At 65.6% G+C, this 26,275-nt stretch carries 26 protein-coding genes and 1 tRNA gene; 5 read left to right on the top strand and 22 right to left on the bottom strand.

From position 1 onward, the window contains the following. Positions 1-238: 238 nt before the first annotated feature. The 3 genes from IFT67_RS13075 to IFT67_RS13085 are packed head-to-tail and all read right to left on the bottom strand — an operon-like array spanning position 239 to position 2,767. Positions 239-829 (bottom strand): SAM-dependent methyltransferase, encoded by a 591-nt coding sequence (locus tag IFT67_RS13075; protein ID WP_192238718.1) that lies wholly within the window; start codon positions 827-829, stop codon positions 239-241. Continuing rightward, positions 819-1,571 carry a PIG-L family deacetylase gene (locus IFT67_RS13080; protein WP_192238719.1) on the bottom strand — a complete coding sequence of 251 codons (753 nt, stop codon included), beginning with the start codon at positions 1,569-1,571 and terminating at the stop codon, positions 819-821. Before IFT67_RS13080 ends, IFT67_RS13075 begins: the two co-directional genes overlap by 11 nt. Beyond that, positions 1,562-2,767, bottom strand: coding sequence for an acyl-CoA dehydrogenase family protein (locus IFT67_RS13085; protein WP_192238720.1), 1,206 nt, complete (start codon positions 2,765-2,767; stop codon positions 1,562-1,564). Before IFT67_RS13085 ends, IFT67_RS13080 begins: the two co-directional genes overlap by 10 nt. An 83-nt stretch (positions 2,768-2,850) precedes the next feature. On the opposite strand from IFT67_RS13085, the gene IFT67_RS13090 reads away from it, so the two are divergent. Next, positions 2,851-3,003 (top strand): hypothetical protein, encoded by a 153-nt coding sequence (locus IFT67_RS13090; protein ID WP_192238721.1) that lies wholly within the window; start codon positions 2,851-2,853, stop codon positions 3,001-3,003. Positions 3,004-3,011: 8 nt separating this feature from the next. On the opposite strand, the gene IFT67_RS13095 is transcribed toward IFT67_RS13090, so the two are convergent. Then, entirely contained in the window at positions 3,012-3,278 is a 267-nt protein-coding gene (locus tag IFT67_RS13095) for a hypothetical protein (protein WP_192238722.1), read from the bottom strand. 142 nt (positions 3,279-3,420) lie between these two features. Between IFT67_RS13095 and IFT67_RS13100 the strand changes: the two genes are divergently transcribed. Beyond that, positions 3,421-3,510: transfer RNA gene (locus IFT67_RS13100), tRNA-Ser, on the top strand. A gap of 31 nt (positions 3,511-3,541) precedes the next feature. Here the strand turns inward: IFT67_RS13100 and IFT67_RS13105 are convergent. Genes IFT67_RS13105 through IFT67_RS13120 form a run of 4 tightly spaced genes read right to left on the bottom strand, consistent with a single transcriptional unit; the run spans position 3,542 to position 5,808 of the window. Further along, entirely contained in the window at positions 3,542-3,973 is a 432-nt protein-coding gene (locus IFT67_RS13105; protein ID WP_192238723.1) for a DUF1178 family protein, read from the bottom strand. Next, positions 3,970-4,797 (bottom strand): carbon-nitrogen hydrolase family protein, encoded by an 828-nt coding sequence (locus IFT67_RS13110; RefSeq protein WP_192238724.1) that lies wholly within the window; start codon positions 4,795-4,797, stop codon positions 3,970-3,972. The genes IFT67_RS13105 and IFT67_RS13110 overlap by 4 nt, the downstream gene beginning before the upstream one ends. After that, positions 4,797-5,051, bottom strand: a complete 255-nt coding sequence (gene grxC / locus IFT67_RS13115; protein ID WP_056063132.1) for a glutaredoxin 3 — start codon at positions 5,049-5,051, stop codon at positions 4,797-4,799. Before grxC ends, IFT67_RS13110 begins: the two co-directional genes overlap by 1 nt. A gap of 31 nt (positions 5,052-5,082) precedes the next feature. Then, positions 5,083-5,808 carry a double zinc ribbon domain-containing protein gene (locus IFT67_RS13120; RefSeq protein WP_192238725.1) on the bottom strand — a complete coding sequence of 242 codons (726 nt, stop codon included), beginning with the start codon at positions 5,806-5,808 and terminating at the stop codon, positions 5,083-5,085. A gap of 34 nt (positions 5,809-5,842) precedes the next feature. Between IFT67_RS13120 and IFT67_RS13125 the strand changes: the two genes are divergently transcribed. After that, a complete protein-coding gene (locus tag IFT67_RS13125) occupies positions 5,843-6,733 on the top strand; it encodes a class I SAM-dependent methyltransferase (RefSeq protein ID WP_244647388.1) in 891 nt (296 codons plus the stop codon). On the opposite strand, the gene IFT67_RS13130 is transcribed toward IFT67_RS13125, so the two are convergent. The 11 genes from IFT67_RS13130 to IFT67_RS13180 all read right to left on the bottom strand — a co-directional run bounded on the left by IFT67_RS13130 (position 6,730) and on the right by IFT67_RS13180 (position 22,137). Further along, complete coding sequence (locus IFT67_RS13130; protein WP_107963580.1) at positions 6,730-7,122, bottom strand: response regulator; 393 nt, start codon at positions 7,120-7,122, stop codon at positions 6,730-6,732. The two genes, IFT67_RS13125 and IFT67_RS13130, sit on opposite strands and share 4 nt — an antisense overlap. Positions 7,123-7,186: 64 nt before the next feature. Next, positions 7,187-9,637, bottom strand: a complete 2,451-nt coding sequence (locus IFT67_RS13135; RefSeq protein WP_244647389.1) for an ATP-binding response regulator — start codon at positions 9,635-9,637, stop codon at positions 7,187-7,189. A 23-nt stretch (positions 9,638-9,660) separates the two neighbouring features. Then, on the bottom strand, positions 9,661-11,013 hold the full coding sequence (locus IFT67_RS13140; protein WP_192238727.1) for an EAL domain-containing protein: 1,353 nt from the start codon (positions 11,011-11,013) through the stop codon (positions 9,661-9,663). Between the two features lie 530 nt (positions 11,014-11,543). Further along, positions 11,544-13,025 carry a flavin-containing monooxygenase gene (locus IFT67_RS13145; protein ID WP_192238728.1) on the bottom strand — a complete coding sequence of 494 codons (1,482 nt, stop codon included), beginning with the start codon at positions 13,023-13,025 and terminating at the stop codon, positions 11,544-11,546. 69 nt (positions 13,026-13,094) lie between these two features. Next, positions 13,095-17,363, bottom strand: a complete 4,269-nt coding sequence (locus IFT67_RS13150; protein WP_192238729.1) for a translocation/assembly module TamB domain-containing protein — start codon at positions 17,361-17,363, stop codon at positions 13,095-13,097. Beyond that, on the bottom strand, positions 17,363-19,561 hold the full coding sequence (locus tag IFT67_RS13155; protein WP_342450618.1) for an autotransporter assembly complex protein TamA: 2,199 nt from the start codon (positions 19,559-19,561) through the stop codon (positions 17,363-17,365). The genes IFT67_RS13150 and IFT67_RS13155 overlap by 1 nt, the downstream gene beginning before the upstream one ends. A gap of 94 nt (positions 19,562-19,655) precedes the next feature. Further along, positions 19,656-20,090, bottom strand: a complete 435-nt coding sequence (locus IFT67_RS13160) for a hypothetical protein (protein ID WP_192238730.1) — start codon at positions 20,088-20,090, stop codon at positions 19,656-19,658. Then, entirely contained in the window at positions 20,087-20,842 is a 756-nt protein-coding gene (locus IFT67_RS13165) for a prepilin peptidase (RefSeq protein ID WP_192238731.1), read from the bottom strand. Before IFT67_RS13165 ends, IFT67_RS13160 begins: the two co-directional genes overlap by 4 nt. After that, positions 20,835-21,086 carry a hypothetical protein gene (locus tag IFT67_RS13170; RefSeq protein ID WP_107963586.1) on the bottom strand — a complete coding sequence of 84 codons (252 nt, stop codon included), beginning with the start codon at positions 21,084-21,086 and terminating at the stop codon, positions 20,835-20,837. Before IFT67_RS13170 ends, IFT67_RS13165 begins: the two co-directional genes overlap by 8 nt. Before the next feature lie 71 nt (positions 21,087-21,157). Further along, complete coding sequence (locus tag IFT67_RS13175; protein WP_192238732.1) at positions 21,158-21,613, bottom strand: GNAT family N-acetyltransferase; 456 nt, start codon at positions 21,611-21,613, stop codon at positions 21,158-21,160. A 23-nt stretch (positions 21,614-21,636) separates the two neighbouring features. Beyond that, positions 21,637-22,137, bottom strand: a complete 501-nt coding sequence (locus IFT67_RS13180) for an SH3 domain-containing protein (protein WP_192238733.1) — start codon at positions 22,135-22,137, stop codon at positions 21,637-21,639. A 115-nt stretch (positions 22,138-22,252) separates the two neighbouring features. Here IFT67_RS13180 and IFT67_RS13185 point away from each other — a divergent pair, with 115 nt between their 5' ends. Next, positions 22,253-23,251 carry a 2-hydroxyacid dehydrogenase gene (locus tag IFT67_RS13185; protein ID WP_192238734.1) on the top strand — a complete coding sequence of 333 codons (999 nt, stop codon included), beginning with the start codon at positions 22,253-22,255 and terminating at the stop codon, positions 23,249-23,251. 90 nt (positions 23,252-23,341) lie between these two features. Then, positions 23,342-23,533, top strand: a complete 192-nt coding sequence (locus IFT67_RS13190) for a YMGG-like glycine zipper-containing protein (RefSeq protein WP_093399163.1) — start codon at positions 23,342-23,344, stop codon at positions 23,531-23,533. A gap of 61 nt (positions 23,534-23,594) precedes the next feature. On the opposite strand, the gene IFT67_RS13195 is transcribed toward IFT67_RS13190, so the two are convergent. The 3 genes from IFT67_RS13195 to IFT67_RS13205 all read right to left on the bottom strand — a co-directional run bounded on the left by IFT67_RS13195 (position 23,595) and on the right by IFT67_RS13205 (position 26,268). Continuing rightward, positions 23,595-23,840 (bottom strand): hypothetical protein, encoded by a 246-nt coding sequence (locus tag IFT67_RS13195; protein ID WP_132833271.1) that lies wholly within the window; start codon positions 23,838-23,840, stop codon positions 23,595-23,597. A 166-nt stretch (positions 23,841-24,006) separates the two neighbouring features. Further along, positions 24,007-24,645, bottom strand: a complete 639-nt coding sequence (locus IFT67_RS13200) for a LysE family translocator (RefSeq protein ID WP_192238735.1) — start codon at positions 24,643-24,645, stop codon at positions 24,007-24,009. A 219-nt stretch (positions 24,646-24,864) separates the two neighbouring features. Continuing rightward, the gene (locus IFT67_RS13205) at positions 24,865-26,268 is read right to left on the bottom strand and encodes a nitronate monooxygenase (RefSeq protein WP_192238736.1); all 1,404 of its coding nucleotides are present in this window, start codon (positions 26,266-26,268) and stop codon (positions 24,865-24,867) included. Positions 26,269-26,275 lie beyond the last annotated feature (7 nt).

Genomic DNA, 26,275 nt, shown 5'->3' on the forward strand with positions numbered 1-26,275 from the left:
CGGGCAGGTTCGGCACCCGCTCGACGTCCGCGTCTTCACGTCCTGCAGGATTTCGGGACGAGCGCCGGGTGGCATGGCGGATGCGGTCGCGCGATGGATCGACCAGCCGGTCGACGCGCCGCTCCACGAGACTTATGCGGTGACGGCAGCGCTCGATCCCGCTTCCGCGAACCCGGGCGACCAACTTAGCTTCGCGACATTGCCCGCGGCGATCCGCGAGGCGCAGACGCTGATCCGCCTAACGCGCGCCTTCCAGCCGCCAGAGGTCGAGCCGATACGCTTCGTGCCGATCGCTGCGAACGACCGCGACGCGGTCGCCGAGCGCAGCGTGCAGTTCGGCAACGGCGGCGTCCCCGCTTTTGGGATAGTCGGTCTCGCCGATCCAGTGGACAAGCATCACATACCCGCCTGACGCCGCCGCCGAGCCGACGTATGCGGCCAGCCGAACGATATCGGCGCTGTCCCAGTAGTAGACTACCTCCGACAGCAGGATCAGGTCGAACGTCCCTGCGGGAGCGTCTTCGGGAAGCCGGCGCTGCTCGATGCGAACATGGGGTTGGTCCACGCACCGTGCCCGCGCCGCCGCCACCGCGGTTTCCGACACGTCGAGCGCGAGCAACGCGTCGCAGCGTGCCCCAAGCCGGGCCGTCAGGACGCCGTTCGCGCAGCCGACTTCCAGCGCGCTCTCGAACCGCTCCTTCGGTAACGCGGCCAAGGTCGCGTCATACTTCGCCGCCTCGTACGGGCTAGTCTCGAACTCCCAGGGGTCGCCCTTGTCCTTGTAGAGCGCCTCGAAATATTCGGGCTCGATCGAGTGTTCACGGCGCATCGCGCGTCTCCAGCAACAGGGTGTTCGGCCGGTCCATCAGCCGCATCATCGCGTTCGGGAGCCGGAAATTCTCGCGCGCACCGACGATCCGCCCGCCGCGCTGGCTGCGATGACACGCCATCGCGCGACGCTGTCTGGGACGACCGGATGCGGTGGCGATCGAGACGATGCGCGCACCGCGAAGGCGCTTGGTCAGGTCGGGGACGGTCCAGCCCCAGACGAGATACTGGAAGACACGGCAATGCGCGCGCCGTGCCACCACCTCGGCGAGTGCGGCGGCGGCCTCGTGGTCGCAATGCGGTTCGCCGGACCATGTCACGGCGATCTGGCGGACGCCGCGGGCTTTGCACCACGCGGCCAGTCGATCGACGCTTCGCACGAACAGCGGATCGCCCTTCGAAGCCGGCGACGCGTCCGGCCAATCGAGATTAAGCGCGTCGTGCTCGCCACCCAGGGCCATCAACGCCGCTTGAGCCTCACCGCGCCGTAGCCCCGCGATCCTCTTTCCACTCCAGCCCGGCGCATCGGCATGCGATCCAGAGCCATCGGTCAGGAACGCAGTATGAACCGTGCCGCCTGCCGCGGTCACCGAGGCGATGAACGCGCCGCAGCCGAGTGTCTCGTCATCGGGATGCGGCGCCAGCACCAGCCACGGCCCCTGCCCCGCCGCCGTCCTCGCCGACATCCGCCGTGCGCGCCGCGTGAGATTGCTCCAGGCTTGGCCGCCCGGTGCTACCACCACCGATCGTCGCCCCAGCAGTCATCCTCGAGCCACGCCGCCGCTGCCCGGTCGCGCGCCTGATCCGGCACCGGCTGACGCAGGTATAGCCCGAGATCGCGCGTGATCCGGTCGATCCGGCTGGCCGCGAAAAACGACGCGGTGCCGACCGAGCGCGCCGCGGCCTCCATCGTCTTCAATCCCGCTTCCTCGACGATGCCCCGCGTCATCAGCACGAAAGGGATCGCCTCCGCCGCCTGGGTCTCGGCAAGGTGTGCAGCGCGGCGAACCCACAGCCCTGCGCTGCGCGTCTCGGTTAGACAGGTTGCGAACCGGGCGCGCTGGATCGCGTCGTCGCCCTTGCCGGTCGCGACGAGATGATCGCGCAAATGCCGAACCAGCGCCTCGATCGCGCCGAGCTGCACCGCGGTGAACCGCCACGCACCGGCACTGAACCGCGGTTCGGTCTCGTACACGTCGGGCGCGCCGATCATCCCCTCGGGACCGATCGGCATGTCGGAGAAATCGAACAGCCCGCTACACGTCCCGCGCATCCCGCGCACCTGCCACCCGCTATTGTCGGCGCGTGCGATTTCGCCCGCGATCGGCACTAGCACGAGTTGCTTGCCGCCGGTCGCATCGCGCGCGGTCACCAGGATTCGGTCGAGATGCCCCGCCCCGGTCGCGAAACTCTTGCGGCCGTCGAGCACCCAGCGGCCGGGCGCGGACTGCCGGATCGACAGGCCGGGGGTCGGTTCGGTATTCCACACGCCGAACACGCGACCGCCTGCGAGATCGTCCGCCAAGGCTGCCCGCTGCGCATCGTCGCCGTATGCGGAAACGAGTTGGGCCGCATTCACATGGCCCTCGAATACGCGGCCAAGACTCAGGTCGGCGCCGCCAATCGCCCGCAGCACGTCCACCAGCGCATCGGTCCTCGCCGGTGTCGATACGTCGATGAATTCGGCTAGCGCCCCCGCTTCATGCAGCGCGACAACGCGGTCGGCCGGAAACGACTCTTCGCCGTTGCTGCGATCCCAGTCCGCCGCGAGCGCGCGAACGCTTTCCAGGACGGTCCAACCCTTTGGATGAACGGGCGATTGTGCCGGCGATAGTCTGGTCAGTGGATCAATCCCCGCGCGCTGCGGACCGTGCGATACGGCCGCTGTGCGACTAGAACGCCGGACCGCCACGAGCGTTGCGTGAATCGCCGCCGACAAGGGTTAACCGCATCCGAATCCGTCCCGAACCTTTGGTTAACGCTTGCCCGGCATAACGGCGGCATCGGAAGGGAAGCAGATCGATGGCACACAAACAGGATATCTTCGCGCTGGTCGGCAAGCGGATGTGCGCGTCGCCGAGCCATCACGATCTGACCGCGCGCTATGATCGGCCGCAGATCGCCGACCTCATCCGCAGGATCGACCGCGCGCTGCTGGATCGCCGCGCGGCCTGAAAATCGCTTCAGTCGTCGGACCGTTCGGCGAAACCGATCGCTGCGCCATAGGCTTCGGCGGCGCGGATCTCGCGCGCATCCTCGAACGCGACGTGCGGCGCGGGCGCGACACCAGTCGCACGCAGGACCGCCCAAAGCGCAAACCGCCGCCCCGCGTCCCGCTCGGTCCCGAACGCGATCGACACGCGCTCTCGTCCCGCCTCCAGCGCCTCGGGGCTGAGCGTATCGATGTCGGTCGTGCCGAAGAAATGCTGCGAGATCGCGTCGAGGTCCATGGATCGGGCCTAGCCGACGCTCCGCCTCCTGCGCAATCGCACGCGCGCCTGCGCCCACATACCAGATCGGCACATCGCGGTGGTTGCGATCGTAACGCTCTCCGCTTAGACGCCATCCTCCCGGCTCGCCGGGTCACGGCGTGGAAGAGTGTCCGAGTGGTTTAAGGAACTGGTCTTGAAAACCAGCGATGGGGTAACTCATCCGTGGGTTCGAATCCCACCTCTTCCGCCACGTGCCGCCTGAAATCGGGCCCGAACGCGGCTCAGTTGGTCTTTTCGGGCGGAACGACCGGCAGCGGCAGCGGCGCGACCGGCACGCCCTCTTCGACCAGTGCCTTCGCTTCGGCGAGACTGGCCTGACCGTGGATCGTCGCCTGCTTCTCCTCGCCGAGATGCATCGCGCGGGCGCGATCGGCGAAGGCGGTGCCGACCCATTCCGACGATTCGAGCGCTTTGGCCTGTCGCGCCGCAAGCATCTTCATCGCGGCCTTCAACGCCTCCGGGCTCGGCGGAGAGGGCTCGGAGTTGCTCTTCGACGGAATCGCGGGCGCCATGACCGCCTTGGTCACATCGCCATCGTTGCAGACCAGGCATTGCACCTGCCCCGCCTTGCGCTGGCTTTCATACGCGTCGCTCGATCCGAACCACGCCTCGAACACGTGCCCGCCGCCGCATTTGAGGTCGAAGACGATCACGACAGGGTGGTAACGGCGGGGATCGTGCGACGATGGGCGATCACCGGAATGCGGGACCGGACCTGCTCGACGCGAACGGGATCGATCTCGGCGAAGGCAAGCCCTGCCGTCTCGCCCATGTCGAGGATCACGTCCCCCCACGGATCGACGACCAGCGAATGGCCATAGGTCTCGCGTCCGTCCGCATGAACGCCCGTCTGCGCGGCTGCGACGACGTATGCGCCCGCTTCGATCGCCCGCGCGCGCAGCAGGATATGCCAGTGCGCGGCGCCGGTCGGGCGCGTGAAGGCAGCCGGAACCGAGAGGATCGTCGCGCCTGCATCGCTGAGCGCACGATAGAGATCCGCGAACCGCACATCATAGCAGATCGACGGACCGAGGCGTCCTGCCGGCGTATCGACGACGATCGCCGCGTCGCCACCGGCGTAGGCGGCGGACTCACGCCAGCTTTCGCCGGTCGGGAGGTCGACGTCGAACAGATGGATCTTGTCGTAGCGCGCGCGGATCGCCCCCGCAGCATCGATCACGAACCCGCGATTGGCAAACTTGCCATCGGGCCGCCGCACGGCGAGCGAGCCCAGGTGAACCCAGATCCCGGCTTCGGCGGCTGCGGCACGCACGGCAGCGAGCACCGGATCCGAATCCTCGGCGACGATGGAGGATGCGCCGCGAGACCGATCGCGATCGATCAGCCCTGACATTTCAGGCGTGAACAGGACCGAGGCGCCGGCCTTTCCCGCGTCACGGATCGCTTCGACCAGCGTCACGGCGTTAACGGCGGGATCGATCCCGCTCGTCATCTGGAGGACGCCGATCTTCGCCATCAGGCGAGGAGTGCGTCGAGGCCGCCCTTCGCGTCGAGTGCGGCCAGATCGTCCGATCCGCCGATATGCTTACCGTCGATGAAGACCTGCGGCATCGTCATGCGACCGCCCGACCGCTCGACCATCTCGGCCTTTTTCGGGCCTCCCATGGTGACGTCGAACTGCTCGGGTTCGACCCCCTTGGATGCGAGGAGCTTCAGCGCGCGCGTGCAATACGGACAGAACGCCTTGGTGTAGATTTCGACTTTAGCCATGAGGCGGAAATGTGATCTCGGTCCGCGCTTGTCAATCGTCAGCGGTGGACGAAAGGACGCGTGCCCAGCACAATAGGACGACGGACCGCGCGCCTGCGTCGAGCAGCACGCGCGTACACGCATCGGCGGTCGCGCCACTGGTGTAGACGTCGTCGACCAGGGCGATCGTCCTGCCGCGTACGCGTTCCTTGTCCGAGACGACGAACGCGCGTGCGACCGCCTTGCTACGCTGCTTCCCGCCAAGCCCGCGCAACGGCACGGTGCGTCGGCTGCGGACCAGGACCTCGCGATCATGCGCGACACCCGACAGTTCGGCGACGGCATCCGCAATCAGCGCCGCCTGGTTGAAGCCGCGCGACCAGAGCCGCCAGCGATGCAGCGGCACGGGTATCAGCAGGTCGATCCCGGCCGGCAGCAATCGCCGCATCTGCCGCGCCATCGTCTCGGCAAACGCAATCCGACCACCGTATTTCAGGCGCAGCGCCAGATCGCGCGCGACGGGGCCGTAAGCGACGGCGGCACGAACTCCGGCATGACGCGGCGGGGTAACGAGACAGAGCGCACACAGCGCCTCCTCCCCGCGATCGAACGCGAACGGCCGGTTGCACCCGGCACACCAGGGTGGGCCCAGGAACCGGAGGCTCGTCCAGCATGGCGCGCAGAACCGGTGATCCTCGGCGACGGGCACGCCGCATCCCGGACACCGTGGCGGCAGGGCGATCGCCCCGATGAGGCGAAACGGTTCGAGTATCCTCACGCCGCCTCTTCCCCCTTGGGTTGCCACACGGACCTTGTCGTGGAAGCGAGACCGCGTCACAAGCGCGACCGTGTCCGAAACCGCTCCCGAAATCTTCGATCGCACCGTGCGTCGCCTGCGTCGCGACCGCGCCGCGCCTCACTATGCCGAGCATGATTTCCTGCGCGCGACGATGTTGGACGGCATTGCCGAACGGCTCGATGCGGTCACGCGCGATTTCACCGACATCCTCGATCTCGGCTGTTTCGACGGCGCGTTCGCCGCTGCGCCGGGTGCGCGGATAGCGCGCTGCGACGCGGGGTTCGCGTTCGCCGCGCGGTCCGCCGGCGTACAGGCCGATGAAGATCGCCTGCCGTTTGCGGACGCCTCGTTCGATCTGGTGGTGAGCGCCGGCGTTCTCGATCAGGTCAACGACCTTCCCGGCGCGCTGTCCCTGATCCGCCGCGTCCTGCGTCCGGACGGTTTGTTTCTCGGTGCGTTCGTCGGCGCAGGCAGCCTGCCCGCGCTACGCGGCGCGCTGCGCGTGGCCGAGAGCGATCGCCCCGCCGCGCGGCTGCATCCACAGATCGACGTGCGATCGGCGGGCGACCTTCTGATGCGTGCCGGATTCGCCTTGCCCGTTGCCGATGTCGAGACGCTCGACGTCGGCTATCGCGATCTCGGCCGGCTGTTCGGCGATCTGCGCGGGATGGCGGCCAGCAACGTGCTCGCGCAGCGCCAGCCTCTGGTGTCGGGCACCGTCGCACGGACGATCGCCGCCTTTGCGGAGGCCCCGGACGATCGCGGCCGGACGCATGAGAAATTCCAGATCGCCTTCCTGACGGGCTGGTCGCCGGATCCGTCTCAGCCGAAACCGGCGCGGCGCGGCAGCGCGACCGCATCGCTCGGCGACGCCCTGGGGCGCAAACCGGGCGCGATAGCCTAGCCGATCATGCCTTCGCCCTCGACGTCACGCGCGAGAACCGTACCCATCGCCTCGAACAGCGCATCCATCGCGACGGGTTTGAAGATCACGTCGTCCGCGCCCGCCGCCAGACAGCGCGTCCGCAGATCGGGCGCGATGTCCGCCGTCACGACGATGATCGGGACCCGGCCCTTGGCATCGCCCCGTGCGCGAATGTGCTCGATTGCGGTGATGCCATCCATGCCTGGCATGCGCAGATCGACGAGTATGATCGCGAACTCCTGCTCGTCGATGATCTCAAGGCCACGCTCCGCGCTTTCCGCTTCGACCATCGTGGCGCCCGCGACATCGAGCATGTCTTTGACAACACGCCGATTCATCCGGTCATCCTCGATGAACAAGACGTTCACGATCGCGTCCGTATCAAATCAACGAGCAGGGAGAAGATGATCGTCATGGTGCTGCATCTACGCGTCATGCAGCACGGGGCACAAGGTCGGGAATTACGTTGTTTATTGAAACTGACCTTGCGAACATCGCGTCGATCAGCGCACCGCCGCTGACCGGCTTGGCGACGACACGCGTGACGCCTGTCGCGATCAACTCCGCGCGTTCCGGCTCGGCTGCCACCGGCCAGAGCAATGTCGTCTCCGCACCCGTAGCATCGGCGGCCTGGGCGACTCTCGACAACCCTGCATGCGGCGATCCCCCGACCCGCACCGTCGCATCGTCGATCAGGACACGCGCCACGCCACCGGCAGCGAGACGCGCGACCGCCTCGTCGACCGATGTCGCGAAGACCACCGGACTTCCGTGCGGCGCCAGCAACGCCTTGAACATGCTCCGTGTGATCGGATTATGGTCGACGACGAGCGTGGCCGGGCAGGTATCGGCCGCCACCGCGACCTCGGCCGTCGGCTCGGCGCGAACCAGTGGCAGGACGAGCGTGAACGTCGCCCCTTCCCCCATCACGCTGGTCACAGACACGTCGCCACCCATAGCGCGTGCGAGATTGCGGCAGATCGAAAGGCCGAGACCGGTTCCCCCGAACTGTCGGGTCGTGCCGGCATCCGCCTGGCGAAACGATTCGAATATCTCTTCGTACTTCTCCGCCGCGATGCCGATGCCCGAGTCGGACACGGCGACCCGCAGCTGGTCGTCCTCGCCGACGTCGATCGTCAGAGCGACCTTTCCCGACTTGGTGAACTTGAGCGCATTGGAAAGGAGGTTGAAGACGATCTGGCGCACCCGGACGGCATCGCCGACGATCATCGCCGGACAGCCCCCGAGATCGACCACGAACGACAAGCCCTTGGCGCGCGCCTGCTCCTCCCACATCCGCGTCGCGTCGGTCACGGTCGCGCAGATGTCAAACGGCACCGCTTCGATCGTCAGGTTGCCCGTCTCCATCTTGGCAACGTCGAGGATGTCGTTGACCAGCGCGCGCATCGTCACGCCCGCCCCGTAGACCACGCCAATCCGGTCACGCATGTCCGGCGCAAGTTTCGGATCGGCGAGCATCACCTGGGTCATGCCGAGGATCCCGTTCAACGGCGTCCGGATTTCGTGGCTGGTGGTCGCCAGAAACTCCGTCTTGGCGGCGAGAGCCTTCCCCAGAGCACCATTCGTCACCGCTAGATCGTCGTTTGCCGCGCGAACCTGATCGCGACTGCGGCGGATCGTGAAAAGGCCGATCGCCAAGAGCCCGATGACGACGGCGACCGCCAGAGCCGCGCCGATGAAGACATACCGCTCGGTCTGCGCACGCGCGCGCTCGAAGGCGATGCTGCGCTGAAGTTCGGTTGCCTTGAGTTGGCTGATCTTGAGTTCTTGGTTCGCAAAGTCGAACCGCGCCGCCATCAGCGCGGTCTTGGTACTCGTAGCAAGCTTTGTCGCATCATCGTCAAGTCTTTTGAGTGCCTGGAGATGCACGAGCGCCAACTTGGTATCACCGGTTGCCACGAAGATGTTGTAGGCGGTCTGGTGAAAGTCTCGGTACGAGATGCCGGTGACCTTTGGGTCTACGCCGACCAGTGCTTCCGCAATCAAACGCTTGGCGCGATCCAGGTCACCGTGCTGCAACGCCGATTGCGCCGCAGTAGCCATCAAGCGTCCAAACAGACTCTCATCTGCCGGATCGGCCACGGCGCGCCCCTGCGCAATCGCCCTGTCGGCGAGTGCCAGATTGCCCATGTCGAGCTGAACGCGTGCAAGGTTCATGTAAATTTGTTCGAGCAGATTTCGGCTGCCGAGCTTTTTTGCCAACTCGAGCGCAGTCTTCAGTTGCGCTTCGGCCTGTGGATATTTTGCCGCTTCGGCTAGAACCAAGGCACGATTGTTGTAAATCGAAACCGATAGATTGATGTCGGACTCGTAGACATCGAGCGCCTGAAGATAGTATTTTTCGGCGTTCTCGGGATCTTTCGCCTGAGTGTAGAGCAGTGCGATGAACACCAATGTTCGAGCTTGGCCGCGGGGATCGTTCAACGCACGATAGATCCCGAACGCGCGTTGGTAATCGACCAAGGCGTTACCGACCCTCCCCTCATAGCTATCGACCCAGCCAAGCGATATCAGCAGATCCGCATGCAGCTTCGACCTGGGTTGAAGACGCGCAACCGCTTCGATCGCGTGTCGAATCGGCCCGCTTGCTTTGTCGGGATGGTTCGTTCGAAGATAGGCTTCGCCCTGCAACCACTGTGCTCTGGCAACAGCGATACCGCGGGACCGACGTTCCGGGATTTGCGCACCGTATCGCTCCGCGACGATCGCCTTGGTCAGCGCCTTGGCTGGATCGATCAGCATGGTAGCGTTTGCGTCGGCTACCGTGGTTTCGAAATTGCCCGCGGCGGTGTCCTCAGACTGCGCTGCTGCACCTGATGGCACCAGCGCGACCGCGAGCAACAGAGCGAAGGCGGCGTCCAATGCAACTCGGATACGCATCCGCGTCAGCCACGCTTCCAGACGGTCGCCAACCGACTGAATGGTGCCCGCAGATCCGCGGCCATGGCTTGATACTTTCCGTCTTCCATGAAGTGGATGAGCGCATCGAGGTTGATCGGGCGGCTGATGAGGAAGCCTTGGATCATGTCGCACCCCATCACGGACAGCAGAGCCATCGCCGCCTGAGTTTCCACCCCCTCGGCGACCACTTCCATCTCGAGTGCATGAGCAAGATCGATCGTCGATCGTACGATCAGCGGGTCGCGGTTCGAGCTCGTCAATTGCGTCACGAACAGCTTGTCGATCTTCAACTCGCGTGCCGGCAATTGCTTGAGATACGCGAGCGATGACAATCCGGCGCCGTAATCGTCGATCGCGATGACGATGCCGATCTCGGCGAAGACCTTCAGATTGGCGATCGCACTGTCCGGATCGCGGATCACCGATGTCTCGGTAATCTCGAACCCGAGACGCGCGCCGCTGGCCTCGACCAACGCGCAGGCGCGGCGAACGAAACACGTGTCGGCCAGCAGGACGCCTGCGATGTTGATGAAGATCCGCAGGTCGTGGCCATGGTCGGCGAGCGTCTTTTGATCCTCGATCGACTGCCGAATGGTCCAGAGCGTCAGCGCGACGATATCCCGCGACTCCTCGGCCAGCGGAATGAAATCGCCGGGCAACACCAGTCCGCGCGTCGGATGGTTCCACCGAACCAGCGCCTCGACGCTGGTAATCTCCTGGCGTCGAAGGTGAACCTTTGGCTGATACTGGAGGAACAGCTCCTCTCTCTCGATCGCCTTGGTCAGATCTTCCGCAAGTTCGGCGCGATCGATCGCGGCAGTATTGCCCGTCGCGTCCCGCGCGATCGGCGAACGCTCGGTCCGCGCCTCGGACAGCGCGAATTCAGCCTCCTCGATCAGATGAACTTCGTCGCGATGCCCCGCCGCTGCGGCACCACCGAGGCGAATCTGAATCGTGTGTGATTCGCCGTCGATATCGAACGCCCGTTCGAACGCCACTTCCAACGCAGCGATCGACACGTCCAACGCCAGCCGTGCCTCACATTCGAAAGCCACTTCGGCGACATCTCGGCCTGCTATCACAACCCTGGCATCAGGCAGCGCTTCGCTGATGCGCGCAGCCACATCGACGATCAGCGAATCCACTCTTGGTCGGCCGAGATGACGTCGCAGAACGCCGAAATTAGCGATCTCCGCGAGGATCAGAAAGCGCCAGCCCGTCTGTGACAATTGGGAAATAGCATCGCGCGGCGATGCCGTAAGCGAACCCGGGTCGATCGGTCCCCGCCCCCCCCGTGCCGTGCCATGCTCGAACTGCGCGTGCGATATTTCCCTCATGCGTACCGAGGTATCCGCAACGCATAAACATACCCTTAAGTGCGTAATTCACGAGCAAGCGCGAAGATGGTTAACGGATTACAAACGATATTGTTTAATGACCTGTTAACCGATATGAAGTGGAGGCGCCCAATAGGGTGTCAATAAGGGAGCATAAAAATGCTGAAGCTCATCATCTCGTTCATCTACGAAGGCATTCGCCCCTGGTGAATGTGTTTCGTCGGCCCGAAGATCGCTAATCCGCTGAATAAGAGCGGGTTTCGGTAGTCGGGCCGACACTTCAGGGATGATGGCATTGCTGATTGTCAGTAGTGTCTGAAATTTAGAGCGATCATTCCCGACAAACGGCTCGATGTACTAGGCCTCTCCTTCCCTATTGATCTATGTTAGACGAGAAGTCTTAACATAAGATTTTGACGACGCTTTACTCACGTGATCATGGAAGTCGTCGCGCTGCGGCCGACAATAGATTTTCAGTCGACGCAGATCTCGAACCGCTTACGCGATAATGTCGAGACGCTGCGGCTAGATCAGCCTGCCCTCACCGGATGTCGAGTTTCAAGACGCACGGGGTTCGAGAACCGCATGGCGTCGTCGATCGATCCGAACTTGAGCGCCAGGATATCCAACGCGTAATTCTGGTTCAACTTCCAGGGCTTGCGCTCACCTTGAGTCGGCAGCGCAGCCGCGGCGCGCTGCACGTAGCCGGAGGTGAAGTCGAGGAACGATTCGCTCTTCATCGTCGGATCGTCGTTATGCGGCGTAGCCTCACGCAATCCGCGCTTCTTCATCGTGTTGAGCAACCGGCACATGTAGATCGCCGTCAGGTCCGCCTTCAGCGTCCACGACGCGTTGGTGTAGCCGAAGGTCGAGGACAGGTTGGGTACGCCGTCGAACATCATCCCCTTGTACTGGAGCCGGCCGGCGAGTTCGATCGGCTTGCCGTCAAGGCTGAACGCGACCCCGCTCATCAGTTGCAGTTCGAGGCCGGTGGCGGTGACGATCACGTCGGCGGGCAGGTCCTTCCCCGAATCGAGGTGGATGCCCTCGGGCGTAATCCGCGCGATCGTGTCAGTGACGATCGAGGCAGTGCCGGCGTTGATCGCGGTGAACAGGTCTCCGTCGGGCACGAGGCACACGCGCTGGTCCCACGGGTTGTAGCGCGGGGTAAAATGCGTCGCGACGTCGTAGTCGGGGCCAAGCTGATCGCGGACCATGCCGATCATCCGTTCCTTGACGACCGCGGGCTTCTTGCGGGCCATCCGGTAGAAGAACATCCCCATCAGCACGTTCTTCCACCGCGTAATGCCGTACGCAGCCTTGGCCGGCAGTTTCCCGCGCAACCAGTTCGCCACGCCGTCCTCGCCGGGCCGCGCGACGATATAAGTCGGCGAGCGCTGGAGCATCGTCACGTGCGCCGCGGTCTTCGCCATCGTCGGCACCAAGGTCACTGCGGTCGCACCGCTGCCGATCACGACGACGTTCTTGCCGCTATAGTTGAGGTCCTCGGGCCAGAATTGCGGGTGGACGATCTGCCCGGCAAAGCTGTCCGCGCCCTCGAACTCGGGGGAATACGCCTTGGCGTAATTATAATAGCCCGCGCACATCGAGAGGAAGTTGCAGGTCAGCTTCACCGGACCGTCGGGGCCGGTCGCTTCGACGGTCCAGCGCGCGTCCTCGGTCGACCACGCGGCGGACTTGACGTGATGGCCGTAGCGGATCTTGCGGTCGATTCCGTACGCTTGCGCCGTTTCCTCGACATAGGCGCGGATCGAGGGGCCGTCGGCGATCGACTTGGCCGCCGTCCAGGGGTGGAAGACGAATCCCAGCGTGTGCATGTCCGAGTCGGAACGGATGCCGGGATAGCGGAACAGGTCCCATGTCCCGCCCATCGACTGCCGCCCCTCGAGGATCATGTAGGTCCGGTCGGGGCAGCGCGTCTGGAGGTGGTAGCCGGTGCCGATCCCGGAAATGCCGGCGCCCACCACGATCACGTCGACATGTTCGGTCATGCTGCATCCTCACGCCCCGGCGTTACGCCGTAGGTTTCATAACCGAACCTATCGCGTTGTGATCTTTACTCAATAGTCCTTCGTATATTTCACGCTCGCGCTCTGCCCGCCGCTCGATCCCGCGGCCGACAACAGGCTGAGCGCCTTGGTCAGTGCGATCTCCAGCTGGGTCGAGGTGAAGCCCTTCGCGTCGGTCACGATCTCTACATAAATGTTCTTCGTGATGTACTTGCCGGCAGCCAGGCTGGTGCCACGCCCGGTCGCCTGGTCGGCCCCAAGTACGCGCAACCGGTCGAATCCGGTCGCCGAGCGCAGCTTGCCGAGTGGATTCAGGCCGCCGCCGCCCGACCCGCGCAGCGAGTTCAGCGCAGAGGCGAGCTGGATCGCTTCGGTCGCCGAAAGGTTTGCCGGGCTTGATCCGAACAACAGGCGGCTGAGCACCTCGTCCTGCGGCAGGACCGGGGTCGATGTGAACGCGATCTGCGGCTTCTGGCCGGTCCCGGTGACGTTGATGACGACGGTGATGTCGCTTGTCGTGGTGGTCGCCTGGATGTTGATATCCGGGTCGGTCAGCGCACCGCCGCGGAAGCGGATCTGGCCCTTGTTAACCTCGAACCGCTTGCCCGAGAACGAATAGGTGCCGCGGACCACGTCCATGCCGCCGGTGACGATCGGCGCGGCGGAGGTGCCGCCGATGTGCATGTCCATCTCCCATTCGGATTCGAGGCCCATGCCCGAGACGAACAGCTGGTTCGGCGCACGGACGCGAAGATCGAGCTTGAACTTGCCGATCGCGGGCACGTCCGAGCGATCGGTCGAGACCGCCGTACGGATGTCGCTCTTGCGACGGACACCGGTCAGTTCCGGAACCTCGGCCTGGCCCTGGCGGATGATCTGGTAGCGTGCCTCGGGGATCTGAAGATCGCCCTGGATCAGGCCACCATTGCGCCCGTTGGTGAGGTGGACCGTGCCCGTCGTGGTGGCGCTGATCGCGTCGCTTTTAGCAAGCTGCGCATTGTTCAGCGTCGCACGGATGTCGATCGGGAAGCCGCTGTCCGCCGCAAAGCCGATCGTGCCCTGCGCCTGCACGGTGCCGTCGCCGGCCTTTGCGTTGAGCTGAGTCAGTTGCAGGTCGGTGTTCGAGAACCGCCCGGCGATCCGCATCTGCGACAGACGCGTGCCGTAGGTTTCGTTGTCGTAGGTCAGGTTATCGGCGCGGAGGACACCGTTAAGCTGCGGTGCGGACAGGCGCCCGGAGAAGTCGGCTGCGACCGCGATCGGGCCGGACAGCTGCTGGTTCGGAATTGCCGCAAAGCTGAACAGCACCGCGGACGGACCGTTATAGCGGATCCCACCCGACAGCGGCGCGGCCATCAGGCGCGTGCTCCACGAACCGTTGCCCGCCGGCAGCGGCCGCAGGTTCGCGACCATGCGGCCGATGACCGACGTCCCGCGACGGACCAGCGCACGACCTGTCGCGCCCTCGCCACCGAGCGTCCCGGCGAACACGATGTCGACGGGGTCAGAGACGGCGGCGAGACCCGAGCGGGTGAAGTTGGTGACGGTCACGCGAGCGTCCGCGGTCGGCAGTGCGGCCGAGTTTGCCTGTGCAAAGTCGAGGCTGCCGGTCGCCTTGCCGCCGATGCCGAGATTCGGGACCAGTGCGGAGAGCGTCGACAGGTCAAGGCGATCGAGCCGGACCTGCGCGTTCGTGCCGCGGCCGTAGCTGCCGGCCAGGCGCGCCGAGCCGCCGCCTGCGCCACCGAAGTCGATCCGGGTCGGCGACAGGCGGTATTCGCCCTTCACCGCCTGGATGCGCGCCGGATTGACGGTGCGGAAGTCGATGCCGTTCGCCTGGCCCTGTGCAGCGACGAGGTAGTTGTTGGGGCTGAGCTTGGCGTTTACCGCGAGTCGGAACGGTACGCCGTTCGAGCCGGTCAGTAGCGCCTGTGCGGTGCCGTTGCCGCCGATATAGTTCACCTTCGCACGTGCCGCGGAGAGGACGATCGCGCCATAGCGCATGTCCGCAACCTGCGCGTCGGCGACGATCTGTGGCGTGGGCGTCAGCACCGCGGTGGCGTTGATGATCGCACGGCCGATGGTGAAGTCGACCACGCCGGGGATCTTGGCGCCGTTGGCACGCGCCGCGACGTCGGCGCGCTGGTAGCCGCCTTGGTTGGCGAGGCGGACATTGCCCGACAGGCCCTGCCCGGCGAACTGGAGCGCACCCGCGAACGGACCTGCGGCGGTCTGGACGATTCGGCCGCTGCCGACGATCCCGGCGAACACCACGCGGCGTACGTCGACCGCGAGTTGTGCGCCCGGCCTGACCAGCACGTCGGCGGTGAACGGCCCGTAATTGGTGCCGCCGCTCGCAGTGACGGCGTAGGCGCCGCCACGGCCGACGATCCGCGCGTTGAGATTGACGAGGCCGACGCCGACGCCCGGCCGCGGTGCGCGCAGGACGACGACAGGAGCCGTCGCGCTGCCCGTCACGCGGGCGGACAATGGGCCATAGGCGCTCGAATACGCATCGGCGTTCACCAGCACGGCGCCGGTGGCTGGATCGAACCGGCCTTCGCCGCGCGTGACGCGGAATTGTGGCGCATTCATCCGGAGATTGCGGAAGGTAACGATGCCTTCCGGGCTGTAGCCGATATCCGAGCGGACGATCGCGTTGCCGCCGAGGAAGCTGCGCGCGCCCTCATTGAAGATCTGCGAGGTCTGCGCGACGACGCGACCAGTGATCCCGAAGCCGCCCTTGGGTCCCGGCACCAGCTTGGCGTCGGTCGTCAGGTTGACGATGCCGATGCCGTCGACGCGGTAGTTGTTGATACGCCCCTTCAGCGCGCCGGTGTAGCGCCCGGTCGCCATGTTCGCGACGACCACCGCGGTCGCATCGATCTTGTCCGAACGGATCTTGAGGTTGTCGGAGAGGACGTTGACGCCCGAGATCGCGAAGTCGCCATCGATCGCGACGTTGGTCGCGAGCCCGCCGACTGCTGCGTTCAGCCCCGTCACGCGACGTGCGCGCGCCTTGACCGGCACGAGGATGCGGTCGGAGTTCACGCGCGCGAGACCCTCGGCGTAGAGGTTCTCGACGCCCATGTCGCCGAACGCGATCGTTGCGGCGCGGACCTTGTAGTCCACCGTCGGCGTCGCGAACGCACCGTCGAGCACGACGCGCGCCGTGACGTCACGACCGCGCAGGTTCGGCAGGATCGCGCCTGGCGTCAGCAGCTTGGCGTTGACCGCAAAATTGCCGAAACGGCTGTTGGCGAGATCGATCAGGCCACCGGCGTCGACCGCGAGCGCGTCCGACTTCAGCGTCATCCGCGTGTCGGCCTTGCGGTCGTTGAGCGTCGTATCGATCGCAACGTCGAGCTGCGGCGACGTCAGTCGCTCGACCGGTCCTTCGAGGTACAGGCCGGGACGCGTCGAACCGCGCACTTCGATGTGACCGTTCTTCGCGGTCAGGCCGAGGTTGGCGAGCTGTCCGCCGCCGAGCGTCGCGACGGCGCGACCCTGCCACGAGGCCCAGCTGCCGCGACCATCGACGCTTGCGGTCAGCGGCGCCTTGAACGACCCCATCGTCGAGACCACGCCGCCGACCGGGGCGGTCAGCTTCACGTTGACGTCGAGCTTGTTCTGTTCGGGCACGGCATCGAGCTTGAGGACGAGGCGGTCGCCGCCAGCGATGCCAGGGCCGGTCAACGCGGTCGCGTTGGTGGTCAGCTGCGCGCGCTTGTCGGCGATGTGGACCGCGCCGTCGATCTTGACGATATGCGTCTGGCCGGTGACCGGCTTGGCGATCAGGAAGCGATCGATCACCAAGCGGTTCACGTCGATGTCGAGATCGGGGAGCAACGGCGCGTTCGGATCCGTCGGCGTCGCGTTGAGCACCGGGCGACGCTGCAGCGTCACGAGCGGCGTGGTCAGCGAGCGCACATCGACATGGTTCTTGGCGAACGCGAACGGACGCCAGTCGACGGCGAGCTTCGGGCTAGTCAGGAACACGCCCTTGGGATCGGACACGCGCACGTCGCTGAGCGTCATCGCGCCGTAGATCGAGCCATCGATCCGGCCGACCTTGATGTTGAGACCGGATGCGGTCGTGTAGCCGCCGATCTGGTCCGCGACGAGACGCCGGCCCGGATCGGTGTTGATCCCGAACAGCACGATCAGGACGAGCGCGACCAAGCCAACGACGAGGATCGCCAGCCATTTCACGATACGCTGCCACAGGGGGCGTCGCTCGACGATCACCGTTTCAGTCTGCTCGAACTGGTCCCGCTCAGCAGGGCCCTGTTCGACAGGTGGAGTGCCGTTTTCGGCCATCAGAATGCCTGCCCGATCGAGATGTAGAGGGCGATCTTGCCGTCGCCCTCGCGTGGGTTCAGCGGCGTCGCGACATCGAAACGCATCGGGCCGAAGCTGGTATAGAAGCGCCCGCCGATGCCCGCGCCGTAGCGCAGGGACGACAGGTTCGGCGTGCTGCTCTCATAGCTGTTACCGGCATCGATGAACGGCACGATGCCGAAATCGCCGAACCGGTAGCGGGCCTCGAGCGCGAATTCGTTGAGCGAGCGCCCGCCGACCGGATCGCCGTTGGGATCGAACGGCCCGAGCCGCTGGTATCCGTAACCGCGCACCGATCCGCCGCCGCCGCCGTAATAGCGCCGCGATGGCGCGAGGTCGTCGCGGGAGACGCCCTGGATCGAGCCCGCCTTGGCGCGCCCGGCGATGACGATGCTGCTGGAGACGGGATAGTAGAACGTCCCCTCGATCATCGTCCGGATGTACGGCTTGACCGACCCCTGTACCGACGTCTCGGGGCTGAGGTTGAGGGTCAGGCGATACCCCTTGGTCGGGTTGAGCAGACTGTCCGAGCGATCGAACTTCACCTGGCCCGGCAGCGCGACGATACCGTAGGTCCGGCGGACGTTCCTGCCCTGCCCGAAATCATAGACGCTTTCGTTCGTGCCGACGAGTTCGCCACCGTAATAATAGGTCAGCGGCTTCTGCCAGATCGGCGTGGAATCGTAGCTCCAGCGGACGCCGACGCTGGTCGTGAACGCGTCATAGGCGTCGTAATTCGAATGGTTCGCGCCCGCGGTCAGGCTGAACGTGCGATCGCGCTTGCCCGCGTTGGCGCGGCGGAACGTGCCCGACACGCCCTGCTCCTGCGTACCGGCGATCACCGATCCGATCAACGCGCCCTCGTACGGGAACAGGTTGCGGTGCTGCCACGTGCCTTCCGCACGGAAGCCCTGCCCGGTCGAGAACCCGACATTGCCGCCGAGCGAGCGCGGCTTGCCCTCGCTCTGGCGGACCAGCAGGTCGACCTGCTCGGTGCCGTCGGGGTTGATCGTGCCGGTGCGGACTGGCTCGACCGAGACGGTCGAGAACAGCGACGTCGCGACCAGCGCATCGCGCAGATCATCGGTCATCCGGTTGTCGTAGAGTTCCCCCGACTTGAACCGCGGGAACAGGTTGAGATGCTCCAGATTGAAGACCGGATCGCCTTCGGTGCGCAGCTGCCCGAACGACGAGCGCGGGCCGGTATCGACGGGCAGCGTGTACGCGCCGGTCGGGGTCTGGTCGTCGAGCAGGATGTCGCGCTCGCCGACCTTGACGAACGGATAGCCCTGCTGCGGCAGCGTCAAGCTGACATTCGCCTCCGCGCCCTGGATCCGTGCCGCCTCGATCGGATCGCCGACCTTGAGCGGCAATTGCGTGCGGACAAGGTCGGGAGGCGTCGTCGCGTCCGCCTTTACGGTGACCGACGACAGCGAATAGAGCCGGCCGGGTTGCGCGCTGACGGTCGCCTTCAGCCGCGCGGGCTTGGTCTTGTCGGCGTCGGGGATCGTCTCGATCGTCGAGATCGCGGTCGCATCGTAATAGCCGAGCGACTTCAGCAGCCGCACCGCCAGCGCCTCGTCCTCCCGCGCACGCGCTGCGACCTGCGTGGCGTTCGCGGCCTTGCCCTTGCCCTCGGCGAGCGCGGACAGCGCCTTGTATTCGCCTTCCAAGCCGTCGCCCGCCTTGTCGAGCCCCTTGGTCGCGGTCTCGTAGCGGATGTCGGGCGCGTCCTTGTCCTTGATATCCGCCGCGGTCTGGAGCGGGGTCGTGTCGAAACTCGACAGCGGGGTCAGTGGCTGCGCGAGTTGCGGGTCGCTCGGGCCGGTCGGCGGCAGGACGTCGCCGGTCAGCGTGGTGGCGGGGGTCGTTGCGGTGGCGGGTGTCGCAGGTGCCTGCGTCGAGGGAGCGGGCAGCGGTGCCATCGCTTCGAGCGGCGCATTCAGGTCTCCGCTCAACGGCGGCAACGCGCTGTCGAACTCGGCGTCCGGCACGATCGGAGCGTCGGAACGCGGATCGTTCGACTGCGGTTGATCGCTCGGCTTGGGCGCATCGGGACCCTTGGCCGGGGCAGTGCCCGGCTTCACCAACTGCGCGGAACCGACGCCCGCGAATCCCGTTGTCGACGCTACCAACGCCAGAGCGAGCCAATAATGCCGGCTGTTAGAAGCTGTCACACGATCCCCTTTACAGGCAGCGATCGTGCTCGATTCACCCCCATCTTCGTCCACGTAACGCACATAGGACGGCTTGGTTTCACAAAAATTTACCTCAGACACAGCCGATTAGGCCACCGACCGGCATGACGATCGTATCGCGCCCGGGGCGGTCGATCCGTAGCGTCGCGGACGTCACGGTAGCGCCGGCCGAGATGTCGGCGCGGACCGCGACGGCCATGTCGAGCGTCGCGGTCACGTCGCCGCCGCGGTACTGGGTCACGCCCCCAAAACCGAAGCCGATCGTGGGCGACTGCGTCGTCATCGCGTAGTCACTGGTCTTGCCATCGATCGCGAGGCGGATCTGCGCGGGGTCGGCGGTTGCCATCGCGACGAGTTGCCGACCGGCGTCCATGCTCCAGAGATACGCGGCGCATCCCTTGGCGGGGAGCTTCTGCGTGCCGATCGCGCCGAGGGGACCCGGACCTGAATTGGCAGCTGGCGCAAGCGTCGCGGCTTGCAGCGCGAGCATAAGAGCGAGCGATATCATGGCGTCACGCCTATCATGAACAGCCACGCGGGATAAGCCGCGATCGCCAGCAACGCGCCGAATGGAAGCGCCGTGTCCGCTGCCATGCTGCGTCCCTTGAGGTGTGCGGCAAGGACGACGCCGAGTCCGATCATGCTCGCGATCAGCAGGACAGCGGGCAACATCTGCCACCCGAGCCATAGGCCGATCGCACCGAACAGCTTCGGGTCGCCGCCACCCATCCCGTCGCGGCCACGGAAATGCCTGTAGCCGAACGCGATCAGCCACAGCGTGCAGAACCCGGCGAGTCCGCCGATCAATCGATCGGGCAGCGGCGGGTCGATATCGAGCGCGGCGCCGACGAGCCCGGTCGCAGCCAGCAGGATCGTCAGTCGATCAGGCAGCCAGAATGCGACGAGGTCGAGGCTCGCCAACGCCAGCAACAACCATCCGAACACCGCGCCGGCGATGCCGACCATCCCCGGCGCAACGAGCCCCGCAGCCAAGCCGATCGCAAGCCCCGCCAACTCGATCCGCCAATGCACCGGACTGATCGCGACTCCGCACCCTTTGCACCGGCCACGCAGGACGAGCGCACTCAACAGCGGTACCAGCTCGACCGCGCGGAGCGTCTGCCCGCAGCCATCGCACGCCGAACGCCCCTGCATCACGGATCGCCCGTCAGGCCAGCGCGTCACCAGCGCCGCGACGAAGCTGCCGATGATCGCTCCGAGCACCCCCAGCAGCACCGCCCAGAACGCAGCCTCAGACACCCGTTTTCCGCACGAGGTAGCGATACACGCCGAGGAGGTTGATGCCGAACAACACGATATTCTGCGTGCCCAGCGCCCAGTCCCCGGTCAAGGCCGCACCGCTCAGCCAGGCGATCGACGAGGCAACAAACAGCACGAACCCCCACCCGGTCACGCGCCGCCCGAAATCGAGCGACACCATGAACGCGGCGATGACGCCGGATGCTGCGGCGGACCATTTGAGCGTCGTGATGAGTGTTTCCATCGGACCGGTGTACGCGCTTCCGCGCCGCCCGATACTGAGCGAGGTCAACACGCCGCGTATGGTGGCAGCGGCTATAGTTCCAGCGTGTAATAGCGCGAGAACGCCGTGTCCTCATACGTGCCGAATGGCTCGCATGCGACGAAGCCGGTTCGTTCGTAGAGCGACCGCGCCGGCGCATAAGCCGCGGTGCTGCCCGTCTCCAGACTGACGCGACCACAGCCCCGCGAGCGTGCCTCGGTGATCAGATGATCGAGCATCGTACGACCGACACCGCGGCGAAGCCGATCGGGGGACGTCCGCATCGACTTCAGTTCGCCGTGGCCTGGATCAAGCTGCTTCAGCGCGCCGATCCCGGCGAGGACATGGTCGTCCCAGCACGACCACAGGGTAACCGCCGGATCACGCAAACCGCTCATGTCGAGCGCGAAGACGCTGTCCGGCGGCGAGTTCGCATAGGCCTCCCGGAGATGCAGCGCGATCAATGCGACGACATCGGGATTATCCAGCGTATCTCGAACGATCCGCATAGTCTCCACCTCCGTCTTCAAGTTCAGGGCAGCGTCTCGCCGGCTTCCACGCCCCACAGCCCGCCGATCTGCACGAACCCCGCCTGCCCCTTCACGTCCATGCGGCACCAGCCACTGCCGCACTGGCTCAACCGCCCGACCACGCCTGGAGCGGCCCGCCACAGCAAGCGGCTGCCGGCATTGGGCTTCTCGCGAAGTTCGACGGGGTCAGTGCCGTGCACGATCGCGGTGCGCGTGCCGCTCAACAGGTTCGCCTGCATCCAGCCTTCGGCGCCGTCGGGATCGGCGATCTTGCGCCATTCCTTGTAGATAGCGACCACCTTGATGGGGAGATCCTGGCGCTGATACAGCCAGCTCGCCGGATAGGTCCGCGCAGGGCCGGTCCGCATCCGCGCGCGCGATGCCGAGATCGACGCGTAATAGGGCAGCGTGCGCTTCGTCGCGTCGGCCGCGGCGACCGGGTCGGGCACCAGCGCGGTGGCAACGAAAACGGAAAGCGCGGCGGCGAGAATGCGCATGGTCATGTCCTAACTGGCGAACCGAACTCCTATCGCGACGAACCGCTTTCCTCAACCGAAGTTGCGGCCCCGACGGTGACGGGACGTTGACGGGCACGAGCGCCTTCGCCAAGCCATCCGCATGACCGACACACGCCGCTGTCCGAACCCGAAGGTCGTCGTCACTCGCGAGCTGGCCGATACGCTGATGGATCGGATGGAGGCGCTGTTCGACACGCAGAACAACCGTGCCGACACGAAGCTCGACCGCGAACAGCTTGCCGCAGCGATGGCCGACTGCGACGTGTTCGTACCGACCGTGACCGACGATATCGATGCGGCGCTCATTGCAGGCGCCGGCGACCGGCTGAAACTGATCGCCAACTACGGCGCGGGCGTGAACCATATCGACCTGAAGGCAGCACGCGCACGCGGGATCATCGTCACCAACACGCCGGGGGTGCTCACCGAGGACACCGCGGACATGACGATGGCGCTGATCCTGTCGGTTCCGCGCCGCCTAGCCGAGGGCGAGAAGCTGGTGCGGTCGGGCCAGTGGAACGGCTGGAGCCCGGGCGGGATGCTTGGCCACCGGATCGGCGGCAAGGCGCTCGGGATCGTCGGGATGGGGCGGATCGGCCAGGCGGTCGCGCTGAGGGCACGCGCGTTCGGGCTGACGATCCATTATCATAACCGCACCCGCCTCCCCGCGGTCCGCGAGGCACAGCTGGCCGCCACCTTCCATGCATCGCTCGACGACATGCTCGGGGCGGTCGACATCGTCACGATCCACACGCCCTTGAACGCCGACAGCCGCGACCTGATCGACGCTCGCCGGATCGGCCTGATGCAGCCGCACGTGTACCTCATCAACGCCGCGCGCGGCGGGATCGTCGACGAGGGTGCGCTGGTCGATGCGCTGGAAGCAGGCAAGCTAGCGGGTGCAGGTCTCGACGTCTGGGCGCACGAGCCGGCGATCGATCCGCGACTGCTCGCGCTACCCAACGTCGTGATGCTGCCGCACATGGGCTCCGCGACGCTCGAAGGGCGGATGGCATCGGGCGAGCGCGTCATCCAGAATATCCGGATGTGGGCGGATGGCCATCGCCCGCCGGATCAGGTGCTCGACGGCTGGATCTGATCCCGCCGATACGATCTGCATCAATATTTCGGAACCGATGCCGCGATGCAGCATTTGTTGGATACCCCCGGAGAGACAGGAGTATCCAAGATGAAGAAGTTTGCCGTTTCCGCCCTGCTGGTCGCATCCGCCGTGTCGATGAGCGCATGCTCGACGCTCAAGGGCGCGGGCATCGGTGCAGCCGGTGGCGCAGGCGTTGCCGCCGCGACCGGTGGTAGCGTCGAGAAGGGCGCGGCCGTTGGTGGTGCCGGTGGCGCCGTCGTCGGCACGGTCGCCGACTGATACGTTACCCCGCAACATGAACGATCCTCCCCCGCCAGGGGGAGGGTTAAACCGAACGCCCTTAAACCGCGCGCATCCAGTGGGTTCGCGCTACTGTTCCGGTCAGGACCTTTGACCCGAACGCCTTGATGATCTTCGCCGCATCCGCGCTGTTCATCAGCACGACGCGCGTTCCGCCCGATGGCAGCGTCTCGATCGCACTGATGATCGCGCCATGCTTCTTGCACATCGCAACGACCTGAGGCTGTTCGACGCTGACATTGACCGCGCGCGAGATCGGCACGACCGTGTCCGTACCCGTCGTCACGATGCGGACTCTGAGGTCACGAAGGCAGAATAGATCGTCATGCGGCATTCCCGGCTCGGAGCGGGAGCGCAAAGCATCTCTCAGTCACAGCCTGCCCGTACGAAGCGCCGCGATGCCTCGGCTATGCGCGCTATCGCCCCGAACGGCAATGGCGCTGCGTGCCCCGCTATGCTCGCACCCGCAGCAAAGCGAGGCCGAACCCGACGAAGATCGCACCCGTCACGCGGTCGAAGGCGCGCCGCAACGCCGGGCGGGTGAGATAGCGCGCGAGCGTTCGCCCACCGGCTGCATACATGCCGTACCAGAAGCTCTCGACCACCGCGAAAGTCACGACGAGGATCGCGAACTGCGGCGCCTGCGGTGACGCGCGGTCGACGAACTGTGGCAGGAACGCGGCGGCGAACAGCAGCAACTTGGGATTGCTGATCCCGATCACGAACCCGCCGCGAAACAGGCGCCACGCCGATACGGAAGGAGGGAGTGCCACCGGCGACGTATCGTCGCCGACGTCGACCGGAGACCCCGCCCCGCGCCACGCCTTGATCCCGAGGAAGATCAAGTACGCGACGCCGGCATAGCGCAACGCGTCGAACACTCTCGGCCAAGCCGCGAGCAGCGCGGATACGCCCGCCGCGGACGCCGCCAGCACGAGCACCAGCGCGGTCAGGCACCCCGCCATCGCCGCGACGCTACGCCGCGCGCCGAAGGCGATGCTGCGCGTCATGACGTGCAACATATTGGGTCCTGGCGTCCCGCACAGGAGGAACACCGCAACCACGAACAACCACCAGGCGTGTAGCGTCATTTACGGCTCCTGTTGTTCACGGGACGGTTCGGGCGGTTCCAGCGAGCCGTCTGCCCCCCAGCCCCGTCACCCCAGCGGAAGCTGGGGTCTCCCCGTTTGGCGGGCGACTAAAACCTCAGAACGATACCCCAGCTTTCGCTGGGGTGACGGGGCTGCTTAGGAAAACGGCGAAAATGTTCGCGTGAGACGCGTTCGGCTCAGTCACCGATATCTACCGCCTCAATCCCCCGTCAAAATCCGGTCGACCAACTGCCCGACGCTCGGCACGAAGCCGTTCGAATAGAACGGGTCCTTCTTGAAATTATACGCCGCATGCCCCGCGAACATCAGATTCTGGTCGATGTCGCCGCCATGCGCGATGTCCTGCAACGTCTTCTGGATGCAGAAGCTACGCGGGTCGGCGAGGCGTCCGGTCGAGTTGGTCTCGGTATCCGCCCAGCTCGAGAACGAGCATTGCGACAGGCAGCCCATGCAGTCGGCCTGGTCCTTGCGGATCATGCCCTTCTCGGTCGGGCTGACGAACACCAGCGTGTTGTCCGGCGTCTTGAGCGCATCGGTATAGCCCTCGCCGAACCACTGCCGCGCACGCAGCAGGTCGTTGCGCGTGACCCAGAAGTTCTTGCCCTTCACGCCGACGTCGAGCTGGAAGATATGGTCGCCCGCCTCCTGCGTCGAGAACGCGATCTGGCGCTCCGAGCGTGCTTCGAGCGAGCGCAGGAAGGGATTGCGCACAGCCGACGAATAGAAGCCGGTCGGCGAAAACTTGTGCAGCAGCACGTCGCCTTCCTCGATCTGGGTCAGCGCGTCCTTCCACCCCTGCGGGATCGGGCTTTCGCGCGTGAGAAGTGGTCGCGTGCCGAACTGGAACGCGATCGTGCCTAGTTCCGGATTATCGATCCAGTCGTTCCAGTCGCGCAGATACCAGACGCCACCGGCCATCACGATCGGCACGTCGTCGCTGATGCCGCCTTCGCGCATCACGTCGCGCAGTTCCTTCACGCGCGGATACGGGTCCTGCGGCTTCAACGGGTCCTCGGCGTTCGACAGGCCGTTATGCCCGCCCGCGAGCCACGGATCCTCGTACACCACCGCGGCTAGCCACTCGGCCGCCTTCGAATACGCCCGCTTCCACAGCGCGCGGAAGGCGCGACCGGAGCTGACGATCGGCAGGTAGCTGACGCCGTAGGACGCGGTAATCTCGGACAGTTTGTACGGCATGCCTGCGCCGCAGGTGACGCCGGCGACCTTGCCACGCGTACGCTCCAGCACACCGTGCAGGATCCGCTGCGCGCCGCCCATTTCCCACAGCACGTTGATGTTGATCGCGCCATTGCCGTCGGCGATCTCATACGCGCGCTCGACCTGCTGGACCGCGCCTTCGATGGCGTATTCGACCAGTTCCTCGTGACGGGCGCGCCGCGTCAGGGCTTCATAGACCTGCGGGATGATCTTGCCGTCGGGATCGTAGCTGTCGGCGTTGACCGCCGACACCGTGCCGATACCCCCGGCCGCAGCCCAGGCGCCGGCCGACGCGTGGTTGGTCGCGGCAACGCCCTTGCCGCCCTCAACCAGAGGCCAGACTTCCCGACCGTTATAGACGATAGGCTTCAGGCCCTTGAACACGACGTCA

Origin of the sequence: Sphingomonas sp. CFBP 13728 (assembly GCF_014841895.1) — a bacterium.
In the GTDB taxonomy this organism is placed as follows: Bacteria; Pseudomonadota; Alphaproteobacteria; order Sphingomonadales; family Sphingomonadaceae; genus Sphingomonas.

Bases quoted from the DNA above. Each gene is read 5' to 3' on its own strand.
- IFT67_RS13075 (WP_192238718.1), bottom strand. From the start codon at position 829: ATGCGCCGTGAACACTCGATCGAGCCCGAATATTTCGAGGCGCTCTAC.
- IFT67_RS13090 (WP_192238721.1), top strand. From the start codon at position 2,851: ATGGCACACAAACAGGATATCTTCGCGCTGGTCGGCAAGCGGATGTGC.
- IFT67_RS13095 (WP_192238722.1), bottom strand. From the start codon at position 3,278: ATGGACCTCGACGCGATCTCGCAGCATTTCTTCGGCACGACCGACATC.
- IFT67_RS13110 (WP_192238724.1), bottom strand. From the start codon at position 4,797: ATGGCGAAGATCGGCGTCCTCCAGATGACGAGCGGGATCGATCCCGCC.
- grxC (WP_056063132.1), bottom strand. From the start codon at position 5,051: ATGGCTAAAGTCGAAATCTACACCAAGGCGTTCTGTCCGTATTGCACG.
- IFT67_RS13140 (WP_192238727.1), bottom strand. From the start codon at position 11,013: ATGAGGGAAATATCGCACGCGCAGTTCGAGCATGGCACGGCACGGGGG.
- IFT67_RS13145 (WP_192238728.1), bottom strand. From the start codon at position 13,025: ATGACCGAACATGTCGACGTGATCGTGGTGGGCGCCGGCATTTCCGGG.
- IFT67_RS13150 (WP_192238729.1), bottom strand. From the start codon at position 17,363: ATGGCCGAAAACGGCACTCCACCTGTCGAACAGGGCCCTGCTGAGCGG.
- IFT67_RS13160 (WP_192238730.1), bottom strand. From the start codon at position 20,090: ATGATATCGCTCGCTCTTATGCTCGCGCTGCAAGCCGCGACGCTTGCG.
- IFT67_RS13170 (WP_107963586.1), bottom strand. From the start codon at position 21,086: ATGGAAACACTCATCACGACGCTCAAATGGTCCGCCGCAGCATCCGGC.
- IFT67_RS13175 (WP_192238732.1), bottom strand. From the start codon at position 21,613: ATGCGGATCGTTCGAGATACGCTGGATAATCCCGATGTCGTCGCATTG.
- IFT67_RS13180 (WP_192238733.1), bottom strand. From the start codon at position 22,137: ATGACCATGCGCATTCTCGCCGCCGCGCTTTCCGTTTTCGTTGCCACC.
- IFT67_RS13185 (WP_192238734.1), top strand. From the start codon at position 22,253: ATGACCGACACACGCCGCTGTCCGAACCCGAAGGTCGTCGTCACTCGC.
- IFT67_RS13190 (WP_093399163.1), top strand. From the start codon at position 23,342: ATGAAGAAGTTTGCCGTTTCCGCCCTGCTGGTCGCATCCGCCGTGTCG.
- IFT67_RS13200 (WP_192238735.1), bottom strand. From the start codon at position 24,645: ATGACGCTACACGCCTGGTGGTTGTTCGTGGTTGCGGTGTTCCTCCTG.